Annotated in this window: 21 protein-coding genes; 11 read left to right on the top strand and 10 right to left on the bottom strand. The window is 58.3% G+C overall.

What is annotated here, in order from left to right; translation table 11 throughout:
• Nucleotides 1-2: 2 nt before the first annotated feature.
• Nucleotides 3-674 carry a hypothetical protein gene (locus DEQ92_RS05825; RefSeq protein WP_115820538.1) on the bottom strand — a complete coding sequence of 224 codons (672 nt, stop codon included), beginning with the start codon at nt 672-674 and terminating at the stop codon, nt 3-5.
• 1,109 nt (nt 675-1,783) lie between these two features.
• Between DEQ92_RS05825 and DEQ92_RS05815 the strand changes: the two genes are divergently transcribed.
• Together DEQ92_RS05815 and DEQ92_RS24530 are read left to right on the top strand one after the other, a co-directional pair.
• Nucleotides 1,784-2,635: a DNA-binding protein gene (locus DEQ92_RS05815; protein WP_115820537.1), complete on the top strand. Its 852-nt coding sequence runs from the start codon at nt 1,784-1,786 to the stop codon at nt 2,633-2,635.
• Nucleotides 2,636-2,688: 53 nt separating this feature from the next.
• Nucleotides 2,689-3,843, top strand: coding sequence for a homing endonuclease associated repeat-containing protein (locus DEQ92_RS24530; protein WP_394324752.1), 1,155 nt, complete (start codon nt 2,689-2,691; stop codon nt 3,841-3,843).
• Nucleotides 3,844-4,154: 311 nt separating this feature from the next.
• Here the strand turns inward: DEQ92_RS24530 and DEQ92_RS05810 are convergent, their stop codons facing one another.
• Nucleotides 4,155-4,610 (bottom strand): hypothetical protein, encoded by a 456-nt coding sequence (locus DEQ92_RS05810; protein WP_004973063.1) that lies wholly within the window; start codon nt 4,608-4,610, stop codon nt 4,155-4,157.
• Nucleotides 4,611-5,225 carry a winged helix-turn-helix domain-containing protein gene (locus tag DEQ92_RS24060; protein WP_004973061.1) on the bottom strand — a complete coding sequence of 205 codons (615 nt, stop codon included), beginning with the start codon at nt 5,223-5,225 and terminating at the stop codon, nt 4,611-4,613. It abuts the gene before it with no gap.
• Nucleotides 5,226-5,395: 170 nt separating this feature from the next.
• On the opposite strand from DEQ92_RS24060, the gene DEQ92_RS05800 reads away from it, so the two are divergent.
• From DEQ92_RS05800 to DEQ92_RS05790, 3 genes are all read left to right on the top strand, one after another.
• Complete coding sequence (locus DEQ92_RS05800) at nt 5,396-6,787, top strand: ATP-binding protein (protein ID WP_115820536.1); 1,392 nt, start codon at nt 5,396-5,398, stop codon at nt 6,785-6,787.
• Between the two features lie 189 nt (nt 6,788-6,976).
• The gene (locus tag DEQ92_RS05795) at nt 6,977-7,858 is read left to right on the top strand and encodes an ImmA/IrrE family metallo-endopeptidase (RefSeq protein WP_233516829.1); all 882 of its coding nucleotides are present in this window, start codon (nt 6,977-6,979) and stop codon (nt 7,856-7,858) included.
• 93 nt (nt 7,859-7,951) lie between these two features.
• Nucleotides 7,952-8,962: a Cdc6/Cdc18 family protein gene (locus tag DEQ92_RS05790; RefSeq protein ID WP_115820535.1), complete on the top strand. Its 1,011-nt coding sequence runs from the start codon at nt 7,952-7,954 to the stop codon at nt 8,960-8,962.
• Nucleotides 8,963-9,097: 135 nt separating this feature from the next.
• On the opposite strand, the gene DEQ92_RS05785 is transcribed toward DEQ92_RS05790, so the two are convergent.
• From DEQ92_RS05785 to DEQ92_RS05775, 5 genes are all read right to left on the bottom strand, one after another.
• Nucleotides 9,098-10,006, bottom strand: a complete 909-nt coding sequence (locus DEQ92_RS05785; protein WP_147299474.1) for a hypothetical protein — start codon at nt 10,004-10,006, stop codon at nt 9,098-9,100.
• A 168-nt stretch (nt 10,007-10,174) separates the two neighbouring features.
• Nucleotides 10,175-10,438 carry a hypothetical protein gene (locus DEQ92_RS23155; RefSeq protein ID WP_147299473.1) on the bottom strand — a complete coding sequence of 88 codons (264 nt, stop codon included), beginning with the start codon at nt 10,436-10,438 and terminating at the stop codon, nt 10,175-10,177.
• A gap of 456 nt (nt 10,439-10,894) precedes the next feature.
• The gene (locus DEQ92_RS23150) at nt 10,895-11,449 is read right to left on the bottom strand and encodes a hypothetical protein (RefSeq protein ID WP_147299472.1); all 555 of its coding nucleotides are present in this window, start codon (nt 11,447-11,449) and stop codon (nt 10,895-10,897) included.
• 763 nt (nt 11,450-12,212) lie between these two features.
• Nucleotides 12,213-12,728, bottom strand: coding sequence for a metal-dependent hydrolase (locus tag DEQ92_RS05780; protein ID WP_115820533.1), 516 nt, complete (start codon nt 12,726-12,728; stop codon nt 12,213-12,215).
• Nucleotides 12,729-12,754: 26 nt separating this feature from the next.
• A complete protein-coding gene (locus tag DEQ92_RS05775) occupies nt 12,755-13,549 on the bottom strand; it encodes an ion transporter (RefSeq protein ID WP_115820532.1) in 795 nt (264 codons plus the stop codon).
• A gap of 452 nt (nt 13,550-14,001) precedes the next feature.
• On the opposite strand from DEQ92_RS05775, the gene DEQ92_RS05770 reads away from it, so the two are divergent.
• From DEQ92_RS05770 to DEQ92_RS05745, 6 genes are all read left to right on the top strand, one after another.
• Nucleotides 14,002-14,766, top strand: a complete 765-nt coding sequence (locus DEQ92_RS05770) for a hypothetical protein (RefSeq protein WP_115820531.1) — start codon at nt 14,002-14,004, stop codon at nt 14,764-14,766.
• Nucleotides 14,753-15,037 carry a hypothetical protein gene (locus DEQ92_RS05765; protein WP_042664242.1) on the top strand — a complete coding sequence of 95 codons (285 nt, stop codon included), beginning with the start codon at nt 14,753-14,755 and terminating at the stop codon, nt 15,035-15,037. Before DEQ92_RS05770 ends, DEQ92_RS05765 begins: the two co-directional genes overlap by 14 nt.
• A gap of 2 nt (nt 15,038-15,039) precedes the next feature.
• Nucleotides 15,040-17,163 carry a type B DNA-directed DNA polymerase gene (locus tag DEQ92_RS05760; RefSeq protein WP_115820530.1) on the top strand — a complete coding sequence of 708 codons (2,124 nt, stop codon included), beginning with the start codon at nt 15,040-15,042 and terminating at the stop codon, nt 17,161-17,163.
• Between the two features lie 69 nt (nt 17,164-17,232).
• On the top strand, nt 17,233-17,781 hold the full coding sequence (locus DEQ92_RS05755; RefSeq protein ID WP_233516828.1) for an SWIM zinc finger family protein: 549 nt from the start codon (nt 17,233-17,235) through the stop codon (nt 17,779-17,781).
• A 48-nt stretch (nt 17,782-17,829) separates the two neighbouring features.
• Nucleotides 17,830-18,051: a hypothetical protein gene (locus tag DEQ92_RS05750; RefSeq protein WP_115820528.1), complete on the top strand. Its 222-nt coding sequence runs from the start codon at nt 17,830-17,832 to the stop codon at nt 18,049-18,051.
• A 113-nt stretch (nt 18,052-18,164) separates the two neighbouring features.
• Nucleotides 18,165-19,091 (top strand): transcription initiation factor IIB family protein, encoded by a 927-nt coding sequence (locus DEQ92_RS05745; protein WP_115820527.1) that lies wholly within the window; start codon nt 18,165-18,167, stop codon nt 19,089-19,091.
• A gap of 23 nt (nt 19,092-19,114) precedes the next feature.
• On the opposite strand, the gene DEQ92_RS05740 is transcribed toward DEQ92_RS05745, so the two are convergent.
• On the bottom strand, nt 19,115-19,414 hold the full coding sequence (locus DEQ92_RS05740) for a DUF3006 domain-containing protein (RefSeq protein ID WP_115820526.1): 300 nt from the start codon (nt 19,412-19,414) through the stop codon (nt 19,115-19,117).
• Nucleotides 19,414-20,862, bottom strand: a complete 1,449-nt coding sequence (locus DEQ92_RS05735) for a lamin tail domain-containing protein (protein ID WP_115820525.1) — start codon at nt 20,860-20,862, stop codon at nt 19,414-19,416. The genes DEQ92_RS05740 and DEQ92_RS05735 overlap by 1 nt, the downstream gene beginning before the upstream one ends.
• Between the last annotated feature and the right edge of the window lie 50 nt (nt 20,863-20,912).

The raw sequence follows: 20,912 nt of genomic DNA, 5'->3' as shown, positions 1-20,912 counted from the left end.
TACTATAGAAACGTTTTCAAACAGCTCTCCTCACGAAACTCCGGAATCGAGAGGAAGAACTTGTTTTCCGACCAGAGTTCGTCGAAGGCGATTCGGTCGGTTCCCTGCGTTTCGGCGACCCGTTTGAACGCCGCTTGGAGTGAGCTTGCGGAGAGTCGTGTCCGTGGAGTACTCTCGGGATTCAGGTTCAACAGCGCGCTCGGTTTCGTCTTTTCCGGTCGCACCCCGTCGTCATGAATACAACCGGTTTCGACGAGGGCGGCGACCACGTGCTGGTCGAGCGGGACGTACAGGTCGCCGCACCACGCCTGCTTGAAGCCGAACGCGTGGACGACCTTGCGAAGGTACTCATTGGCGATTTTCGGGCCGACGCCCTCGATATCGGTGAGATAGTCGTACGCGTCTGCATGCGAGTCCAGCGACTGAAACGTCTCGGCATCGAACGCAGACCGGGACGTCTCCACCTGTTCGATGCTTTGGGGCCCGGCTCGTTGGCGAATGGTGATGCTGAAGATGGTCCCGAGGTGGTCGGCAATTGTCTCGGGTGTAATTCCGTAGATGGTCTCGTACTTCTGGCGCGTGTAGTGGGCGTGTCGGCCGACGCCACCGTTGTCGTCGGTCGGAAGCGCTTCGAGGACGGCCCCCAAGCGTTCCTCATCAATCTCGAGTCCCATGTGAACACTTCGCACCGGGGCTATGTGACGATATCGCTGGCTGTCACGTCGGGTCTCTCCAAGCAGTTCATCGACGGCGTGACCGAATAGTGGGCGTCTCCCAAGCGTCGCTCTCGTCGCTCTCGTCGCTCTCGTCGCTCTCGAAGTGAACAGCGACGCGCGTCCGTACGCTTGGGGGCGACTGCTCGGGTTGTGCGCGCTCCGGCGGGCAGACCGTTCCTGCCGGGCCCGGGCGTTTCGCGCTTCCGTTGCGTCTGCGACGGACGGGGCACGGTCACGGGGCCGGGTCGGGCCGGGTGCAGCCACCCGATACCGGTCAGCCCCGAGGGCGGGTCTGCGAGCACTCGACCCGCATCCGGGCCGTGACCGAGACCGGGCTGGCTGCATCTTCACCAGCCGTTGCGTCGGCGCTCCCTCGATGCGGTCGCGCCGACGGCCGGCTGGCTCAGACGTGGCCGCTTGCGCGGTCCGGGCGGGCTGCTCGCCGTTCGGGCACTTGCCCTCACCCCTCGTTCGCCCGGGCTGCGGTGGCTACTGGGGGTTCGCCGTGCTCACCCCCAGTATGCCACGGTCCGGGGCTCACTCAGGGCTGGCTGTGCGGCCTGCCGGGCGTGCGCTCAAACTCGGCCGCGACGAGCTGTGGGTCCGCGGGCGTCCAGCCCGCACCGGGCTGCCGCACGAGGCGTTTCCGTTGCGTCTGCGACGGACGGGACAGGCTCGTGCGGGTCCGGGCGCGGTGCTGTTCCGGCGGGTCCTCGCTCTCTGCGGCCTCGCTGTGGCCGTATGCGACGCCGTTCAGGACTGTCAACCCCCCGCTTGCCGTCTCGTCGTCCCGGTTCAGCCGTTGCGTCTGCGACGGACGGCCTGCACGGGGCCGACGACCCGCGGGTCGGTGGATTGACTGCCCTGACCGCGCGCTCACCTCGAGGTTCACCCCCGCGCTCGTCTGTGGGGGACACCTGTTGGCGACGCGCCGCGCCGGACAAGCCGGCGAAGGCGCGGCGGCGTCGCCGTGAGACGATTGGTGTCGGTCAGTCTGTGAGAAGACTGCGGCTGGAGAGTCGTAGTGCCGGAAGAAGACGCCGAGTGAGCGCCTTCAGGATTCAGCAATGAGTAGTAAGAAGCAGTTCCGTAATGAAGTTTCGCACACCAACCACCCTCGAGCGGTCGACGACGACGTGGTCGATGAGACGCCAGCGCTCCATCCTACGGTTGAACTCGAAATCCAGGCCAAAGTTGACCTGAACAATCCGGACGCGGTTGGTCGGGGGCTGACCCTCGCCGAAGAAGAGCGAATGGCTGCACGTGAGTGGGAGATCGAACAGACGCGTGACCGGTGGGACCGGAGACAGACGTCGAGTCGGGAGATGCGGACGGCGACGGCGGTCGCACAGTCGAGTATCGAGGCAACGAGAGAGTTCAAGAAACGCGCGGGGTGTGTCAATCGGTGGGCTGACCCGGAAGAACCGGATCCACGTGAGCAACTGACGGCTGAGCAGTTGGGCGTCGTGAACAGAGAGGCAGGACGAATACAGTCGAAACTCGAAAGGTGGTCGCGGTCGGTGATCAGCCGGCGGTTAGCCGAGGCGGTCGCAGACGGACAGTCGATGATGAGCGCGGTCGTGGGTGTCTTCGAAGAGTTCCAACAGGCTCCGGGGACGGTGATTCCGATTGCGGCGGTCAGCGAGGTCAGTCGTCGTGAGGTGTCGATAGAAGGTCGTGTGAAGACACTTTGGGAGCCTATGAGTAGCGCGATTCAACAAGTGGGACTCATAGAGGATGAGACTGGAACGACAAAATTCACTATTTGGGCTAAGTCGAGAAAATCGGTTGTGAGAGAAGGCGAGCGGGTGACGCTGCGGAACGTCGCAAAGAGCTGGTACGGTGGGCGCGTGTCGGTGGCTGTGACGGGGTGGTCGGAGCTATCGTTCCCAGAGCGCGAGGCGTGGTGGGCTGAGTAGCCGTCGATTGCGTATTTTTTTGCTACCTTAAATTGGGATTTTATCGGACCCAGATGGGTGCGGGCATGTCATCCCGTCATCCAGAAATGAGAGTTGAAGGAGACTATACGTGCGAAATCTGTGGTGAATCGTTTGAAACCAACGTTGAGATTGCAGGTCATACTCGAGGCCATCAAATATCAATATCTAAAGAGGAATCTCTTGATGCGATACGAAAGCTGGCTGAAAAGAAAGGTAGAACACCCACATCTACTGAAATGGATGAGGAAGGCGAATGCTCTACAACCCCTATTCGAAAACACTTCAGGTGTTGGACTTCAGCAGTAGAAGCAGCAGGGCTCAAGCCAAACGTTAGGAAATCCGTCACGAAGAACTCTATTAGAGGAGAAATTCTCAGATTAGCTGGAGAGACGAACGGAACACCCACTACAAGAGAGATGAGACGTGATGGAAACGTCTCTGTTCGAACTGTTCGAAACCATTTCGGATCGTGGAACGAAGCATTGCGTTCCACAGGGTTGGATCCTAATCTCCAGCTTGATGCTTCTCGGGGTGATGTGGTTAAGGCAATTCGGCAGTTAGCAGAGAACCTTGGGCGGACTCCATCGTCAATGGAGATGGATGCTAGTGGTGAGTTTTCTACGGCAGTCGCTCAGCGTCTATTTGGGAGTTGGAATCGTGCCCTACGTGCTGCAGGGTTCGAGCCACGAATGCGTCGCAATATCTCTGAACCAATACTTCTTGGTGAGATTGACCGGGTGGTTGAGAAACTGGGTTATGTACCTTCATCGAATGAATTCGAAAAGCATAGCCGGTTCTCGCTTGGTCCTTACTGGCGCAATTTCGGGAACTGGGAGGATTCTGTTGAAGCAGCTGGTCACGAGCCCCGTCGAAGTATAGAGACTACTAAGCCTAGTAATTTATACTACGGTCCAAACTGGCCAAGACAACGAAGTCGTGCACTAGAACGGGACAATCACTGCTGTCAAACACCGGGCTGTGATTTCACGACCCAGTCACACCTGGAACGCTTCGGTTGTGACTTGTCTGTACATCATATCGTTCCAATCCGAGCATACGTTGATGAAGAAGGAGTCCTTGATTACAAGCAAGCAAATACACTTGATAATCTAGTTACTGTATGCCAGAGTCATCATCGTCTGTGGGAGCAAATTTCTCCACTTCGACTGGACCTCAGACCAAAATAGTAATCTCGCATTCTCAATAGCTCGACCGGATGTTCTGGCACGAATCAAAAACTCAGCACTACTATCTTATGATAGAGTGTCCGGGAAGTCATTCGTAATCTCCACTCCCGTGAATAGCAAAAATGGAACGAGCGCAAATTACGGTGCGTTAGACGATTCGTTCCGAGCTGTCAGTCTCACGCGCGAGGCGTGGTGGGCTGAGTAGGCGTCGCGGGCGGGGTTTTCTTTTTGACGTATCCACCAGCCCGGCCCCACCTCCCCACCCACCGCTCCGTGCTCGCACCTGCGGTGCTGCGCGCGCAGCCACGACCTCACGGCGGATTTTCGGCTGTGTTTAGTGCGCCGAATGAGGCCGTTTCGTACGCTCGACGCCAGAGTTGATGTACCGCTCGTGCAACGAGCATTGGCTCTGTCGTCACGATACAGGACTGCTCTACATCGTCCGAATTTGCGTCGGGTGGCGTATGAAAGTGCTTCGCTGGTGCGTCCGGTTTGGGATGGTAATCGTAGCGAAACTGTACACCACACTCATCGAGATAGTGGAAACTGTAGTACTGACGCTGGAACCAGCGAATATCGAACCGACACCACGTCGCCTCGGCGATCCCGTCTCGGAAGTGAATCTGTAGCTTCGTTGGGTCGAGGCGACTATCGAATCCCGCATCTTCGACGAGGCCGTCGGCACGTGTGAAGACCGTACGAATCTCTTCAAGCGCGACATCATCGATTGGGCCAACCGCGCCCTCAATGTCGGTCTCACCTGCCATTTACGCTGTGGTGTGAGAGCCGTCGTCCTGTAGTGCACCTCGGCTGCGAATCGTGTTTCCACGATCAGAGAGCCGAGCCGCTGCAGACCGGCTATCATCTGGGTCGAAGTCGTAGAGCGTCAGCGCAGCCTGGGCGATCTCAAGGTTCTGCTCAATTTGCTGCCATCGAGTGAGGTCTGCCCATCCGTCAGCACCGGACTCCAGTTCCAAGGTCAGTTCGTCGATAGTCGTCGCGTCGTACTGTTCTTGGATCGCTTGCCGTTCATCTTTTAGGTCTCGAATCGCCTGTCGAATCTCATCTTTCGTGTGCTCGCGGTGAATGTCGGCGATCCGCCGCATCGCCAGCATCTGCGGTGCGCGCATGTAGCGAGTGGCATCGTCAGCTGCAATCACTTTGACACGGCCAGTCTCAGCGAGCGCTGAGAGGTGCTTCCGTGCAGTTGGTTCACTCACGTGGGCGCGTTCAGCAACTTCGCTGGCAGTTTGCGGGTTGGTTGTAACGTCGATTACCTGTCGAATCCGCTCGAACGTCGTGGTGTCTGCTTTCCAGTCAGCAATGACTGCCTCGTTGACGTCACCTTGCCACGGTGTTGTGGAGGAGTCTGCCCCGGTCATTGGTCGTCGTACGAGCGTGGTGAGTAAAATAGCTTTGCTGGAGATTTCTAATTTTGGCTATCCTGCCAAACTGCGCTGGGCAGGTCATCCAGCAATAGTAAAATCACGATTAGTAAAATCACGATTAAGATAATCAGAACGACTATGATCTACCAAGCCAAACACAGTCTATGTCTCGGCCTGCCTTCGTCAACCGCGACGACGAACTCTCGTTTCTTCGATCCCGGTTCGACCGTGATACGGCGGAGTTGCTCGTCATCTATGGCCGGCGGCGGCTCGGAAAGAGTGCGCTCGTCCGTGAAGCAATTCGTGACCGAGACGATGCGGTGTACTGGCAGGCGACCGAGGAGACTCCGGACGTACAGCTCGCAAGCTTCGTCGAGACCGCTCGCGAGACGTACCCGGTCGTTGACGATATCAAGCGTGACTGGGAGTCGATTCTCAAGACGCTTGGGCGGCAGGACGCAGTCGTTGTCATCGACGAGTTTCCGTACTTGATCGAATCCGACGATGCAGTCCCCTCAAAGATACAGCGGGTCTGGGACCTCCATCTCGAACAGACGGCGGCGTCGTTGGTACTCGTCGGGTCGTCGATCAGCGTGATGGAAGAGAAAGTGCTCGGAGGCGGGAGCCCGCTGTACGGACGCCGGACCGGAACCATTGACTTGCCACCACTTGCGTTGGCCGACGCACGACAGCTGTACCCCACAGACGACCCAGAGACAACGATTGAGACGTGGAGCGTCTTCGGTGGGACGCCGTACTATCTTCAGGCGCTCACCTCAACGGCATCGCTCGCGGACAACATCCAGACACACGTCCTCTCCGAACACGGTGTGCTCCACAACGAGCCAGAGTTCCTCCTCCGGACGGAGTTTGGGATTCGAGAGCCACAGACCTACTACACAGTCCTCCGCGCGATTGCGACAGGAAAGCGCGAGGCGAGTGAGATTGCTAACTTCGCCGGTATCGATTCGAACGCACTCGGATCGTATCTCGCGAAGCTCCGTCGACTGCGACTGGTCACACGGGATATCCCGGTCACGGCGAATCCCAATGCGACGCGAAAGAGCCGGTATCGACTGAACGAACCGCTGTTTCGGTTCTGGTTCCGTTATGTGTACGGCCAAGAAGGGAAACTCGCCCAGCTCGGTGACAATGCTTTCGAGGAGTTGGTCGCACCTTCGTTCTCGGAGTACATGGGCTCGATGTTCGAACTCGTCTGTCAGAATGCGCTCCCGTCGTTAGTTCCCAAGACCTACCACGGGATTGGCTATTGGTGGCACAAGCATCACGAACTGGACGTTGTCGGCCTTGCGAGTGACGGCACACTCGTCGCTGGGGAATGCAAGTACACGCAGCGAGAAATGAACGAAGGCGACCTTGCCGACCTAGAGCGGAGCACTACGCAGGTCGACTGGACGCCACCGGAGGGTGGTGATCCGACGTACCACTACTGTTGCTTCGCTCGTTCAGGATTCTCCGACGGCCTGCGAGCGGTTGCTGACGAGCGCTCGGATGTCTCTCTGTTCACGCCCAACGATATCGTAGAGCGCGTGTGACCTGCGACTGACGTAGTGGAGCCCCTCCGTCTCCTCTGTGAGATCTGTGTCGGTGGTGAGATTTTGGCTGTTTTGTCGCCCCCTGACGGGTGCGGGGCGTACTCAGTGTCCCGTGGGATTCAGATGGCAACGACAGAACCAACCCACAGAGACGCATCGTTTACTGACCGAACAACGCGTGCCGACGAGATGCACAGCGCCATCGACGACTGGATTGCCGACCTCCTCGACGAGACGACCACCGCACGCACAAGCGAGGCGTTCCAACGATGGCTCGACGTGCAAAGCCGGTTCCACGACTACTCGGCGCGGAACGTCCTCCTGATCTCGTTGCAATGTCCAGATGCGATGCACGTCGCGGGCTACCGGACGTGGCAGACCGAGTTCGACAGGCAGGTCTCGGAAGGTGAGTCGGCGATTTGGATTTGGGCACCGATCATGGCCAAAGTGTGTCCAGCCTGTGGCGACCCGAAGTCCAGCCACGACGACGACTGTGACGATGGTGTGCCGTCCACGGAGTGGCCGACGCAACTGCGTTCGTTCAAGCCGGTCCCCGTGTTCGACGTATCACAGACGACGGGCGAGCCGCTTCCGTCGCTACCTACGGAGACGTACGGTGATGCGAGCGATTTCGTGTCCGTGCTCTGTGCCGCGGCGGACTCGCTCGGCGTGGACGTGTCGCTCGTCTCCCCGAGTGAGTGGTCCCACGGCGGTGCGCGCGGCGTGTGTACGTTCACTCGTGGACAGCGCCCGAACATCGAGGTCAGACAGCGGCCGAACGAGGCGGACATGGCGACGACGCTCGTCCACGAGTTCGCCCATGGACAGCTGCACGCAGACCGGACGAGCCTGCCAGAGCGGTCGCTGCGCGAAGTCGAAGCCGAAGCGGTCGCGTATCTCGTCGGTCGGCAGTTCGGGCTGGACGTCGGTAATTCGGCGTTCTATCTCGCTGCGTGGGCGGGCGAGGAGGTAGAGTCGGTGCTTGAACGGCTCAACCGGATTCGGTCGGTGACGGCGTCGATACTCGGGGCGGTTGACGATACAGTCGGGGGCAGCCAACGAGTACGATAGTGTGGAGACGCGGGTACGCTCCCGAAGAACCACACAGGTTCCAGTTTCACTCTGTACCAGACGCCTATACGCACGCCCACCAACCACAGCGACATGATTCGGGACGCGGAGGTGTTGGACGAGGGCTTTGTGCCTAACGACCTCCAGCATCGAGATGCGGAACTCACGCACCTCGAGTCCGTCCTGCGACCGTTTGCGGACGGCGCACCTGGCCAGTCGGTCATCATCACCGGGCCGACCGGTGCTGGAAAGACAGTCACGGCCAAATACGTCATCGAACAGCTCACAGACGCCGCGCCAGCGGTGCAGTCGATTCACCTGAACTGCTGGCGGAGTCACACGCAGTTCCGTGCATTCTATCGGATTCTCGACGAACTCGGATTGGCGACGGATATCCACCGCGGGTCGACGCCGCACGACGAACTCATCTCGCGACTCGAAGCGTACGATGGCAATCCAGTCGTCGTCGTCCTCGACGAGGCAGATCAACTCGATTCGACGGACATCTTCTATGACCTCCACTCGCTGCCGAAATTCGCCCAACTCATCGTCGCGAACGACCGCGACCAACTCTTCGGCCGGCTGAATTCGCGACTCCAGAGTCGCCTACAGAGTGGCGAACACGTCACGATGTCCCGGTATCCGCCCGACGAACTCGTGTCGATTCTATCGGTCCGCGTTCGATGGGGTCTCGAAACCGGTGCGGTTTCACAGGACATCCTCGAGCGGATTGCGGATGCCGCCGCCGGTGACGCCCGCGTCGCGCTTGGGATGTTGCGTCGGGCGGCCAACTACGCCGTCCGTGAACAGCGAGACGAAATCACGTTCGACGTGCTCGAAGCGGCGATTCCGGACGCACGCGAGCAGATTCGCCAGCGGAACGTGGACGCCCTCAACGACCACCAACGGGCCGTCTTGGATACCGTTCGTGCCTATGGCCCGTTGAGCCCGCAGGAGATTTACGACCATTACGAACAGCAGATGGACGACCCAAACCAGCTTCGCACGGTGAAATCGTATCTCTCAAAACTGACCGAATACCGACTCATCGACGCTGAGGGGTCGACCAGAGATCGGGTGTATCGGCCGGTGAAATCCGAGTGAGCCTGCTGACCGGCTTTGACGGCTTGGGAGTGGTGTGGAAACTACTCGGTGTGAAGTTATGGACTACATCTGACGTAATCTCCTAAAACGAAGCTATGAATAGAAAACACCAATCTCTTCGGACAGCTCAACGGCTCACTTCTCAAGCATCATCGCCCATAGAAGCAGCGCTGTATAGGAAAGAATTGTTCCGTACTCTGCTTTCGCTTCATCTTCCCCGTGAAGCCACGAATTTCGGAACCCATTGATTACTCCATACTCTTCATTCTCGTCGGTGTCATAGAACTCTCGAACACCGACCCTCATTTTGTACAACTCCTCTCGGAGCGCATCTGAGCCGGCAACGTTCTCGATGTGGTGCAACAGATATCCGACCTGATTTATTTCGTCGCCAAATTCTTTGTCACCACAATACGTCACAACTGTTTTTCCCTCTTTCACCGCCCCATCTTCAGACACGTACTCGTGGCAATACCGTTTCGCGACGCCCTCGAGCACCGGATAAACAAGGTAGCTTGCGACGGCGTCGCTCTTCTGTACGATCTTACGCACATGCTCATCAGTAGTGGCGTTTGATCTGACTAAGACCAGCGAAACTGCCGTCTCAAAGTGCTCAACAACATCCCCCGAAATCGGGGTTTCTGTAAAATCGAAGTCTCTCACTCGCTCTGCAGTATATTTCCAGAACGTGGTGTGATCTGCTGTAATCTGGACTTTTTGGATGTTTATCAACTGAGCAGGGAGCTGAAACAGAACCTCATCATCAAGGTCAGTAAGTGCTTCCTTGTTATGCATCCGATGTAGCTCCCAACTACCTGCTCTTTGTTCAGGTTCACGTGAGTCTCGCTCAGGGACAATCAAGCACTCAAACTCAAGTTCAGATAGATTAAGCTTGACGCTAATACCACTCTCGTTTACTACTGCATCCTTTAGTGGAAGACCGGTTGACCCCTCGACAGAGATCAGGCCATTCTTTGGGTACTGATCAACGTATCGCTGGTATCGCTGAGATATCTCGTCTATCGTTAGCGCTTCAGAACTCATACCTTAGCTCTCTGACAGACTGGCACAATTACTTTTCCCCACGATGACCTCTGCTGCGTCTCTTTGAGGCGTACGAGTGGAGTACTGCTTACCGAATCCAGCGGAGATAGTGCTGAACCGAATACTTGCATACGAATCGAGGCTTCGTGTGTTCTTCTGAGAGATATGCTATTCGCCGACAATACCACCAATTTTCATTGTCCAGCGATTTATCCTATCCCAAAATTTGATCGTTACAAACGGGAGTGCCAAGGAACAAACCAAGCCGATAATGAGATAAACCAGTTCAAACCGTTGCAAGACAGATCCGATAATTGCACCGAGAAACGCACTCACAACTGCATATTGAGTATTGAGCGTCGCTTCTCGTCGTTGTTCTTTTTGTGACTTTTCTGGGGCGCTAAACGGTTCTCGTCCTGGGCTTCGACCCATACTCTGTTACTGTCAACACTCCAATTGAGTGTTCTCCCATCATAACCTCCGCTGTGCCGTGACGAGTCGCAGAGCAAGTACTATCTTCTACAACACGTTCTTCCGCTCATCAAGCAGGAGGACGAACGAGTTGAAGTACTCCATCAGAACCTCGGCCGGGTTGGTGTTTGGGTGGATGAAGACGTGGCTAAACAAGTTGGGCTCCAGTTGGAACCTAGGATGATAACCTGCGTCGTTCCGTCTCGATGACGCATAATTTTGAGATGAGGGATGTCGTCCAGTACACGAGCGGAGGAACATCGACAACTAGAGAATTCGTATTCAGAAACCCTAATACTGACTCTTGAGCGGACATATTCGCATTCCAGCGAGAGTGATCATTCTCATAAAATCGCGTTTCGACAGGCCAGCCGGCTCGCACCAGTACAGCAATCCGACAGACGTACTAGTAGTCATTTACTTTTTTTGAGAAAAGTAGTGTCTGAGGCGACCAAGCAGGTCTTCAAGTGGACTCGAATATATTGTCGCGTATCCTGCAATTAGTGCACCTACTAGTATTAGGTGTAGAGCATACGTCTCTATCCCATCTGCAGTCTCCGTGGCTAACACCTGAGACGCACCTACGACGACGAGCAACAAGGTGAGTACGTTGTATTGGGTGTTCGTCTTTTTTATGACGCCAGTTTGTCTTCGCTCACTCACGAGTTGCTTCCTCATCATCTCTTGGTCATGTGCTATACGGTATCCTTCGGGTGTGAGCACATACCCTGTCCTGTGCCAGTCGTCACTCTCCTCAATTAGCCCGATCCGTTCAAGCTGCACCCGGGCATTTCGGACAGCAATTGAGCCCAAACCGGTCTTGCGCGCCATCTCATGTTCCCATTTCTCCGAAGAAACCCAACCCACGCTAGCCGGTGGATCAGAATACATAATTTGGAGAAGGCGCGCTCTTGGTTCAGATTCTTCTGTTGAAATATTGTTGTCTGGCTTCAGCGCCCTGATTTTGGCCATTTATTGCTCCTCAGACATCTTCAATTGGTTTGGTTACACGTGCCACAAGTGATGAAACTTGTGTAGGTCCAGGATACGGTCAGTTGGAATCAGTAAATAGCATGCCATGTATTCAGATATTTCTCAATAGATGCTTGCGAGCAGAAGTTAGTGCCTACTACTAAGCACGCAACCACGGGGAATGATTATCATATTCTGACGCAAATCGGTGAGTCTGATACGGAACCTGCGGGTGCTGGACGACGATGTCTCCTGGGTCACAAGTTGGAACTCTATCGGCGTGACGACATTTCGAATCGTCTGGACTACTAGCAGCGCTGGGACTAGTCACGCTTCCGTGAGGGACTACCCAGACGAGTCGTACAGCCTTTCCTGACGGTGTCCATTACTTTTCACGAGCCAGATTATTAGCCGTGTATTCGACTTCTGACGGGCGTGGTTTTTGAACACGCGATGCTGAAGTTCATCGTCACTCCGACTCGTCTCAACCTCGATTATTCGAGTAGAACCGTTCTTTTTAGCAACGATGTCCGGCCGTCGGCCTTGCGTTGTTCCACCGGAACCAACCGTGTCAGGGCGAGAGTAGCCGGAGATACCATCTGCTTCCACAGACCAGTCATTTGACTGCAACTCTTGTGCCATACGCCGGACAGCATTATCATGTGCACCTTGGTTGTTGGACCTTCTCTTTGCCATACCCCCACATCAATTGTGACAAAAATAAATCTTGTCTACAATGTGAATGGTCCCGTCTGAATCACAGTCATACCGCACTAGTAACCGCAGAATGCAGCCAAGTTCCTATGAGTACCGCACCAACACACAGACCAAATCCAAGCCCGGCGAGCGCGTAGTTTGCGATTGGGTTCGCTGCTTTGACCAGCGACCATGTGTACCGTTTCGAGCTCACCGGCGCGAACGGACGGACGCCCATCGGAGTAAGCGCGTCGGCGGCGATGTGGGAGAGAATCGTGAAGACGCCCAACAAGCCGAAGAAGAACAGGAAGCCGATTCCTGCGAGTACCCCACCGTACGCAAACCCGACTGCTAACCCTACAATACTCGTGACGACGCCGGTCGCTAGTGCTGCCCACACAGTATGTGTAATCCCACGATGTTTGATGAACCGCGTCCGGAGGTCAAGATCGGGTGCTGACGCTAATCCAGACACGACGAACGCTCCAAAGAGAATTACCGCTGGCTCTCCGAACAGCCCGGCAAAGAGTGCAAATGGCGTCGCGAACAGGAACGCTGCCCCCTGATGACCTGTCTTGTACATATTATGTATATCTGAACAATCGGTGATTAGTGTTCCTCTGAAATCACTTCTCCACAATGAGGGCACATCGTTTCGGATTCGCTGGAGCGTGCCTGGTCGACAAACCCAGACGAAAGGATACTCGCGGGGAGTGCAAAGAGGCCAACTCCTAAGAAGGCGACAACTGCAGCAAAGACGCGTCCCCCGAATGTGACCGGATAGACGTCGCCGTATCCAACCGTCGTGAGCGTCACGACGCCCCACCAGAACGTTTCAGGAATACTCGAAAACGCTTCAGGCTGGGCCTCGTGCTCAAAGAAGTACATCATACTCGACGAGAGGACGAGAAGGATGAGTGTCGCGGAGACCGCGACGATGAGATCCTCGCGCTTTTCTTTGAGTACGTACTTGAACGCCTGAATCGTCTGCGAGTACCGCGCAAGCTTGAGTAGGCGGAAGAACCGGAAGAGACGGAGTGCCCGGAGGAACCGGAGGTCGACGAAGAAGAACCCGACGTAGAACGGGAGAATTGCTAGCAGGTCGATGATGAGCATCGGTCGAAGTGCGTATCGAAGCCGACCCATAATCGGGTTCGCATACTCCTGTCTCACCGTCACCGCCCAGATACGGCCGAGATATTCAACTGAAAATACGGTGACAGAGATAACCTCGAACGCCCGGAAATAGAAACTGTACTGTGCGTATAGCGCGTCGACTGTGCTCAAGATCACCGCCATCACGTTGGCGGCGATGAGTGCCATGATTCCCCAGTCGACAACCTGTTCTTCCCGGGTTGCCCCGCCAACTTCGAGCAGTCGGTGTACCCGTTGTTTTACTCCCATGGACTCAAATATTCAAGATTCGACATGTATCTGTGGGACCGCGTAAAGAGTCTGATGCTACAGTTCCACGTGAATGTGGAACGTGATGGTCGGGATACCGTAGAGCAGTATGGCGATTAGAGTCACTATCTCCTGCATTCTTTCACCTCCGTAGAACAAGCATTGAGATCGGACGGTATATTCACCCGTTACGCTCCCAGTCTCAGAAGGAGCCTTCGCCACGCTTGAGTTGTGTTAGAAGCAGTTTGCACGGCTCCTGATCAGCACGATATCCTAACCAACTACCGCCCACGGACTGCAACCAAGTCATCCCGTGCTGATTCGTGCAGGCCACGAATTGCACGAAACAGAGAGTACCGCAGTCGTGCGATTTTGACCACGACCATCGGGGTTTCGTGAACTCGTGTACCGACCCGAGTTCGCTTATCGGACTGATGAGCGAACAGCTGTGTATGCGACCACACCAGTTTCAACAGCGTCGCCGCGAGTCGGCGACTGAGACGGCGCAGGCAACCCGTGAGTCGTCCCCACCTGAACTGCCGACATTCGACCAAGACGTCCACCGACTCGTCGTCGAAAACGAGTCGCGGCCCGTGCAGATTCTACAGGCGCTCGTCTTGGACCACACCCTCACCACCGGTGGTGACGTGTTGTGGCTTGACGCCGCCAATCACGCGAATGCGGCATCGCTGACGCGACTTGCTCCGAGTCGCCGCCTGCTTGACCGCATCCACGTCGCCCGGGCGTTCACGCCGTACCAGCACGCCGAGTTGGCGACGACGCTCCGGTCGACGGTTGCGGAGGAAGACATCGACCCATCGCTCGTCGTCTGTCCCGGCCTCGACGCACTCTACGATACAGACGAGGTTGCCGACGCGGTCGGGAAGCCACTCTTGTCGCGGGCGGTCGCCGCACTCAAGCGAGTCGCTCGGGAGTCAGACGCCAGTCTGCTTGCGACGCATCTCGGCCGTCCCGAGACGAGTCCGTACGCGGAAATCGTGGCGCGGGCCGTGCCATCGACGCTCTACTGCGAGCAGACGCGGTTCGGCCCGCGGTTCCGCGGTCCAGACTTCGAGACACTCGTCTATCCCGATGCGACCGGCATGCAGACGACGCTCGCGTTCTGGCGTGACGTCTTAGCGCATCGTGCGACTGCCTCGGACATGGCCGTCGAACCAGCGACGCCAAGCGGGGTGATGATCGATGGGACGCAGTAGTCCGACCTATCGCGACCTGTTGCGGCGACTCGAACATGAGTGGGACGACTTCGAGCGCGCGCTTCGACGCCAGGACACGGGCCCATACAGCCGCTTGTGGGGCAATGCAACGCGATACGCGGACGCAGCGGGATATCAGAACCCACAGGAGCCGATGGACGCGGTGTTTCTCTCGATGCTCTTGGCGCACCAGCGGGCGCTCGAAGACCTCTACGACGAACTGGACGTGGCCGACCAGGCGGCGTGGTCTCCCCCGGACGACCGAGAGTGACGATGTGGTACACGTTCGACTTCATCGACGGCGACGTGTATCGCTGGACACCCGCAGGCGACACCGGAACCGCAACGTACGATATCGATTCGACGTATCGGCCGCGGTTCTACGTTCGTGGGGCACGCGAGACGCGAGCCGCGTACGAACGCGCACTCGAACCACATCCATCGGTTGCCACTGTGAAGACGGTCGAGCGGCGGCCGGGGTTCGGCGAGTCGCCCGAGCCGGTGACGATGATCGAGGCCACCGCAGCCGAGGCGGTGCCGACGCTCGCCCGCCAAACCAATCAGGTCGCACTCCCGGACGAGCTTCGGTGTTACAACGTCGATTTCTCCCCGGAGTTCCGGTACTGCCTCGAAACCGAGACCGACCCGATGCCGAACACGCGACTCACAACGGTCGAACTGAGTCTGCCGCGAGCGCGCACGGCTGACGAGGAGCTATCGACGGTGACGATTGATGGCGAGACAGTCAGCGGGTCGCAGGCGGCGGTGGTCGACGCGGTGGCGACGCGCGTCGCCGAGTGTGATCCAGACGTCCTGTTCGTCAATGCGGCTGCGGTCATTCCACGACTGTTCGCGGCGGCACGCGACGAAGGACACACGCTGGAACTCGGTCGTGGCCCGCACGCCGCGACGTATCAGACACTCGCTGGCGAGTCGACGTATCACTCCTACGGACAGGTGGGTCACTCGCCAGCGCGCTACAACGTCCCCGGTCGCGTCGTGATCAATCGATCGGCCTCGTTTTTCCTCCGAGAGACGAATCTAGCTGGCTGTCTTGACCTCGTCGAGCGGTCGCGGAAACCGCTCCAAGAACAGGCGTGGGCCTCTATCGGAAACGTGCTGACCGCAATCCAGATTCGAGCCGCACAGCGTCGGGACGTGCTCGTGCAATGGCGGGCGTGGCGTCCCGAATCGTGGAAGACGATGGGATCGCTGTACACCGCCGACCGCGGGGGCTTTACATTCACCCCAGACGTCGGCGTCCACACCGACGTTCACGAGGTCGACTTTTCGAGTCTGTATCCGAACATCATCATCACCCGCAACATCAGCCCGGAGACGGTGCGGTGTGACTGCTGTTCGACTGCCGACGTGCCCGAGCTTGGGTACTCAATCTGTGACCGTGCTGGCTATCTCCCTGACGTACTCGACCCGCTCGTCTCGGACCGCGATGCGATCAAAGACCGACTTGCAGAGACGACTGACCCGGATGAGCGTGCGCGCCTCGAAGGGGAGTCGGCCGCGCTCAAATGGATTCTCGTCTCGTGTTTTGGGTATCAGGGATTCTCGAACGCGAAGTTCGGGCGCATCGAATGCCACGAGGCGATCAACGCGTTCGCGCGGTCGATTCTCCTCGATGCGAAAGACCAGTTGGAAGCGGCTGGCTGGGATGTCGTTCACGGCCTCGTCGATAGTCTGTGGGTGACCCCCGCATCCGACCGCAATCAGCGACCACTCACCGAGGTCTGCCGAACGGTGACAGCTGATGTCGGTATTCGCTTAGAGTACGAGGGCGCGTTCGACTGGGTTGCGTTCGTTCCGAAGCGTGACTCTACGGAGGGTGCCCTCACCAAATACTTCGGCAAATACGCGGAGCCAACAGCGGCTGGGTCGGCGTACAAATATCGAGGCATCGAGTGTCGCCAACGAAGCACCCCATCCTTCGTTGGGAGCGTCCAGAAAGCACTCATTCGGACGTTCGACCAGTACCGCGAGCCTGGGTCGGTCATCGACAAACTGGCCGGTCATATCGATGCGTTGCACGCGGACCGTGTCGACCCCTCGGACCTCGTGATCACCACGCGAACGTCGAAATCGCTCACCGAGTACACCCAGGCGACCCAGACGGTTGCGGCGCTGCAGCGAGCGGACGGACTGTATGACGACGACCAGCCTGCAGGAAGCACGGTCGAGTACGTCGTCGTCGACGACGACAAGCAGGGACATGAACGTGTTGCGCTCCGCGAAGAAGCGCCGTCAACGTACGACGCTGAGTTCTACGCAACGGCGCTGATTCGGGCGGCAACAAGCGTGCTCGCTCCGTGTGGGTGGACCCAAGCACGCATCGAACGAGCGCTCGCGGAGACCACCGAGACGTCGCTGGCCCGATGGTCGTGAGCGACCGCCGAGCAATTTTATCGCCCCCACACAGGGTGCGGGGGCTCACCACGAGCGCTCGCCGTGCCAATGACTACGACCCGACCACCCACCAGACAGTCTGTATCGACATCGACCCACCGCGGTCACGACCTCGTCCGCGTGACGGAGTGGCTGCCAGGAAGCAAGCCAACTGACTACGACATCGAACTGTCCGACGGCGACGGCTACCGAACGCGCTTTTGGCGCTGTCGGAACTGTGGCCACGAGCGGAATCGGCGCGACGAGTTCCGCGAACCGTGTCGCGCGACACCGGGTCGCCCGCTCGTGAGTGACGGCGGCTACGCGGTCGAAGATTCGCGGACGTGGAAAGCACTCACCGAATCGATGACCGTCCGATTCGGGACCGTCGGCCCGCGCTACGAAGTCGACTCCTCAAGCGGGAACACCTACGAGGTCGATATTGCGGCTGGCACCTGTAGCTGTCCGGACCACCAGAAACGCGGTGTCGAGTGCAAGCACCTGAGACGGGTGTTGTTCGAACTCCGGACGCGCATCCTGCCTCAGCCGGACGGCCGCTTCGCGCGGTGTGAACGAGAGTCGCGACAAGAGACGAAGACGGTCCGGTACTCGCGGTGAATTTTATCGCCCCCTGAGGGGTGCGGGGACACTCACCTCGCACTTCCGATGGCAACGAAACACACCAAACACGACAGCGGCGTCGCCGAACGAACACCGACCGGACACGAGATTCTCGTCGTCACCGAGTGGGACGACGACACACCGTCGCTCGAAACACTGACGCAGTTCGACCAGAGTCGGCGGCGCGTCTGGCGCTGTGTCCAATGCGGCGAAGAACGGACTGAGCCGTCTGGGTTCGAACAGGACTGTCCGTCTCAGTCGGCGTAGGTCGCGGGCAACGCGACGACGACACGCTACACACCGGGGCGTACCGCCAGCCAATTGTATCACCCCCTGAGGGGTGCGGGGTGGCGAACCAGGCCATCTCACGACCGACACCCATGTCTCTGAGAGAAATCTACAACCGAACCTTCGACGAATCGTGCGGGAAATCCATCGACGCTGAGTGTCCCGAGTGTGACGGGCGACTCGCGACAGACGGCGGTGAAACGGCTTGCGAGGCGTGTGGGCTCATTGTCGACCAGTACTATTTCGACCACACCCACGGCCCGCGTGTGTTCGACGAGGACCCCCACTCAGTTTCGCGAACGGGTGGCCAACTCACCCCGGCGCGGCACGACAGAGGCGTCTCCGCAGAGATTGGCTACAACCGCGATGCGAACGGCCGGACGGTGTCGGCCAAGAAACGACGCCAACTCCACCGGCTTCGGCGCGAACATCGCCGGGCACGGTTCGAGACGAAAGCAGAGCGCAACCTCGCGACGGCGCTCGGTGAGATTAGCCGGATGGGAAGCGCACTCGACCTCCCGTGGAACCTCATCGAAGAAGCCAGTCAGCTATACCGGCGCGCCCAGGACGCAGACCTGATTCGAGGGCGGTCAGTCGAGATGATTGCCGCGGGAAGCCTGTATGCGACGTGTCGTCGTCGTGGCCTCCCACGCCCACGTGATGAAATCGCGAGCGTCGCGCGCTGTTCGTGTGACCAAGTCCAGACGGGCTATCGGGCGCTCAACAGCGAGCTGGGTATCGATGCACAGGTCGTCACCGCGCGGACGTACGTCACTCGACTCGGCTCCGAGAGCGACCTCTCCTCGCGGGTGCAGTCACGGGCGTACGAACTCGCGGCGAGTGCGGACGAAGAAGGAATTACAAACGGACGAAACCCGGCTGGCGTCGCGGCGGCGTGTCTCTATCTCGCGGGAACCGAGTTCGATGTGGGACCCACACAGACTGCACTCGCCGCACTCGCTGATGTCTCGGTGCCAACGCTCAGAGCGCGGTACGTCGAGCTGACAGAACTGGCGTGAAGAACATGGCGACAGCCGTCTGCTTAGGCGTCTTCGTCGTCTGCGTTGTCAGCAGCCGGCGGGCGTCGCGAGAGGCGGTCGAAGCGTGACTGGGCGGCTTCAGTTCGCGCCTCGGTTTCGTCGGGTTCGTATCGACCACCGTCGTAGTCGCCGTCGACGACGGAAATCGTCACGACTGCGTTTTGGCTTCTCGCTCGCCACGGCAGCTCGTCGCGGTCGACGACGAGTTGGTCGATATCTTGACCGTCTGCTTCGACGAGCAACACCGCGCGGTCGTCCTCGAATCGGTCGACTGTCGCCGTGTACGTCCCGTCTGGAATCATCAGTATGTCTCCTCAACTACGACCGCACCGGTATTATCCGTCACGGTGATGGTATCGCCACCGTTGTTCCAGATGGCCGACCCAGAGCCCCAGTAGTAGTCTGTCGACGTATCGGTGCCAGTCCCGGTGTGGAGGGTAACCGTCGCACTTGCGTCAAGTGTCGTCCCCGATGGGAAGGTGTACGTCCGACCTGCGGCATCGGAGACAGTCCACCCGGAGATATCGAGCGTCTCGCTTCCGGTGTTCTCGAAGACAATGTACTCGTCGTTCAGATTGTCCGTGTCGGCCCCCGCAGCATCGGCGTGGACGTCCGCGACTGCGAGCGATGCGGCTGGGGTTTCGGTCTCAGTTTCGGTCCCCCCGTCGGTTGCGACCGGCGTGAGCGTCGCGACCGTTCCGTCGGTCGTAATCGTCGTCCGGGCCGACACGTCGCCAGTCGTTCCCGGTTCGACTGCCGTCCCCTCACGGAGTTGTGTCGGGTCAGTCGGTGCATCGCGTTGGGTGCTCACGGTGACTTGCTGGCCGTCGCTTTCGAAGACAATCGTTCCGTGCGTTGCCGTCCAGTACGTCGGGACGGACTGCGCTGCGAGTCGAGACAGCGTCTCTTCGTTCGGGTGGCCGTACTGGGAGTCGTACGCGCTCGAGACGACGGCGACCTGTGGCTGGACGGCCTCGAGGAACGGTGCGGTGGTACTTCCAGCGGAGCCGTGGTGGCCCGTTTTGAGTACCGTCGCGTGCAACTGCGAACCGTACGTGTCGACGAGATACTCTTCGGCTTCGTGTTCGGCGTCGCCGGTCAACAGGAAGCGCGTCGACCCGAACTGCGTCATGAGGACGATACTGTTCTCGTTGCGATCTTCGTTGGCGAGGTAGCCCTCGGGTGGTGACAGGACCTGTGAGGTCACCGCTCCCATTTGGATTTCGTCACCGGCCTGCGTGCGGTAGAGCGGCACGTCGTGTTGTTCGACGGCATCGAGATACGCCTCGTACGTCTGGGAGGTGGAGGTAATCCCGGGGTCGTACACCGCACCGATACCGTCCGCCTGCGTTTCGAAGTAGTCGATAACAGCCGCGTTCCCACCGATGTGGTCCGCATCGGAATGGGAGGTCACGAGATAGTCGATGCGATCGATCTCGTGTGCTTGGAGGTACGAAAGCACGTGTTCACCGTCGTCTCGGAAGTCACCGGTGTCGATCAGCATTGTCTCACCATTGGGTGCGACGAGGAGTGTACTGACTGACTGTCCGACGTTGATGAAATGAACCTCAAGTGTGCCGTTGACCGACGTGACAGTCTGGGATGATTGTGTCGTCGCAGTCGGTGTTGTCGTGGGCGTTGCTGTCGGCGACGCAGTTGTTCCTGTGTCGGGTGCGGGGCCACCGACACCAGTACAGCCGGCGATGAAAACGAGGAGGACGACTGCAATCGTCCGGACCTGGAGCGTCATACGACGACATCGGCGGCAGGTGGTTTATCTGTTAGTGGCCCTCTGAAATT

This window comes from Haloferax sp. Atlit-6N (genome assembly GCF_003383195.1).
Classification (GTDB): Archaea; Halobacteriota; Halobacteria; order Halobacteriales; family Haloferacaceae; genus Haloferax; species Haloferax gibbonsii.
Note: the sequence above shows the minus strand (reverse complement) of the source record. Positions and strands in the feature narration are given on the sequence as shown.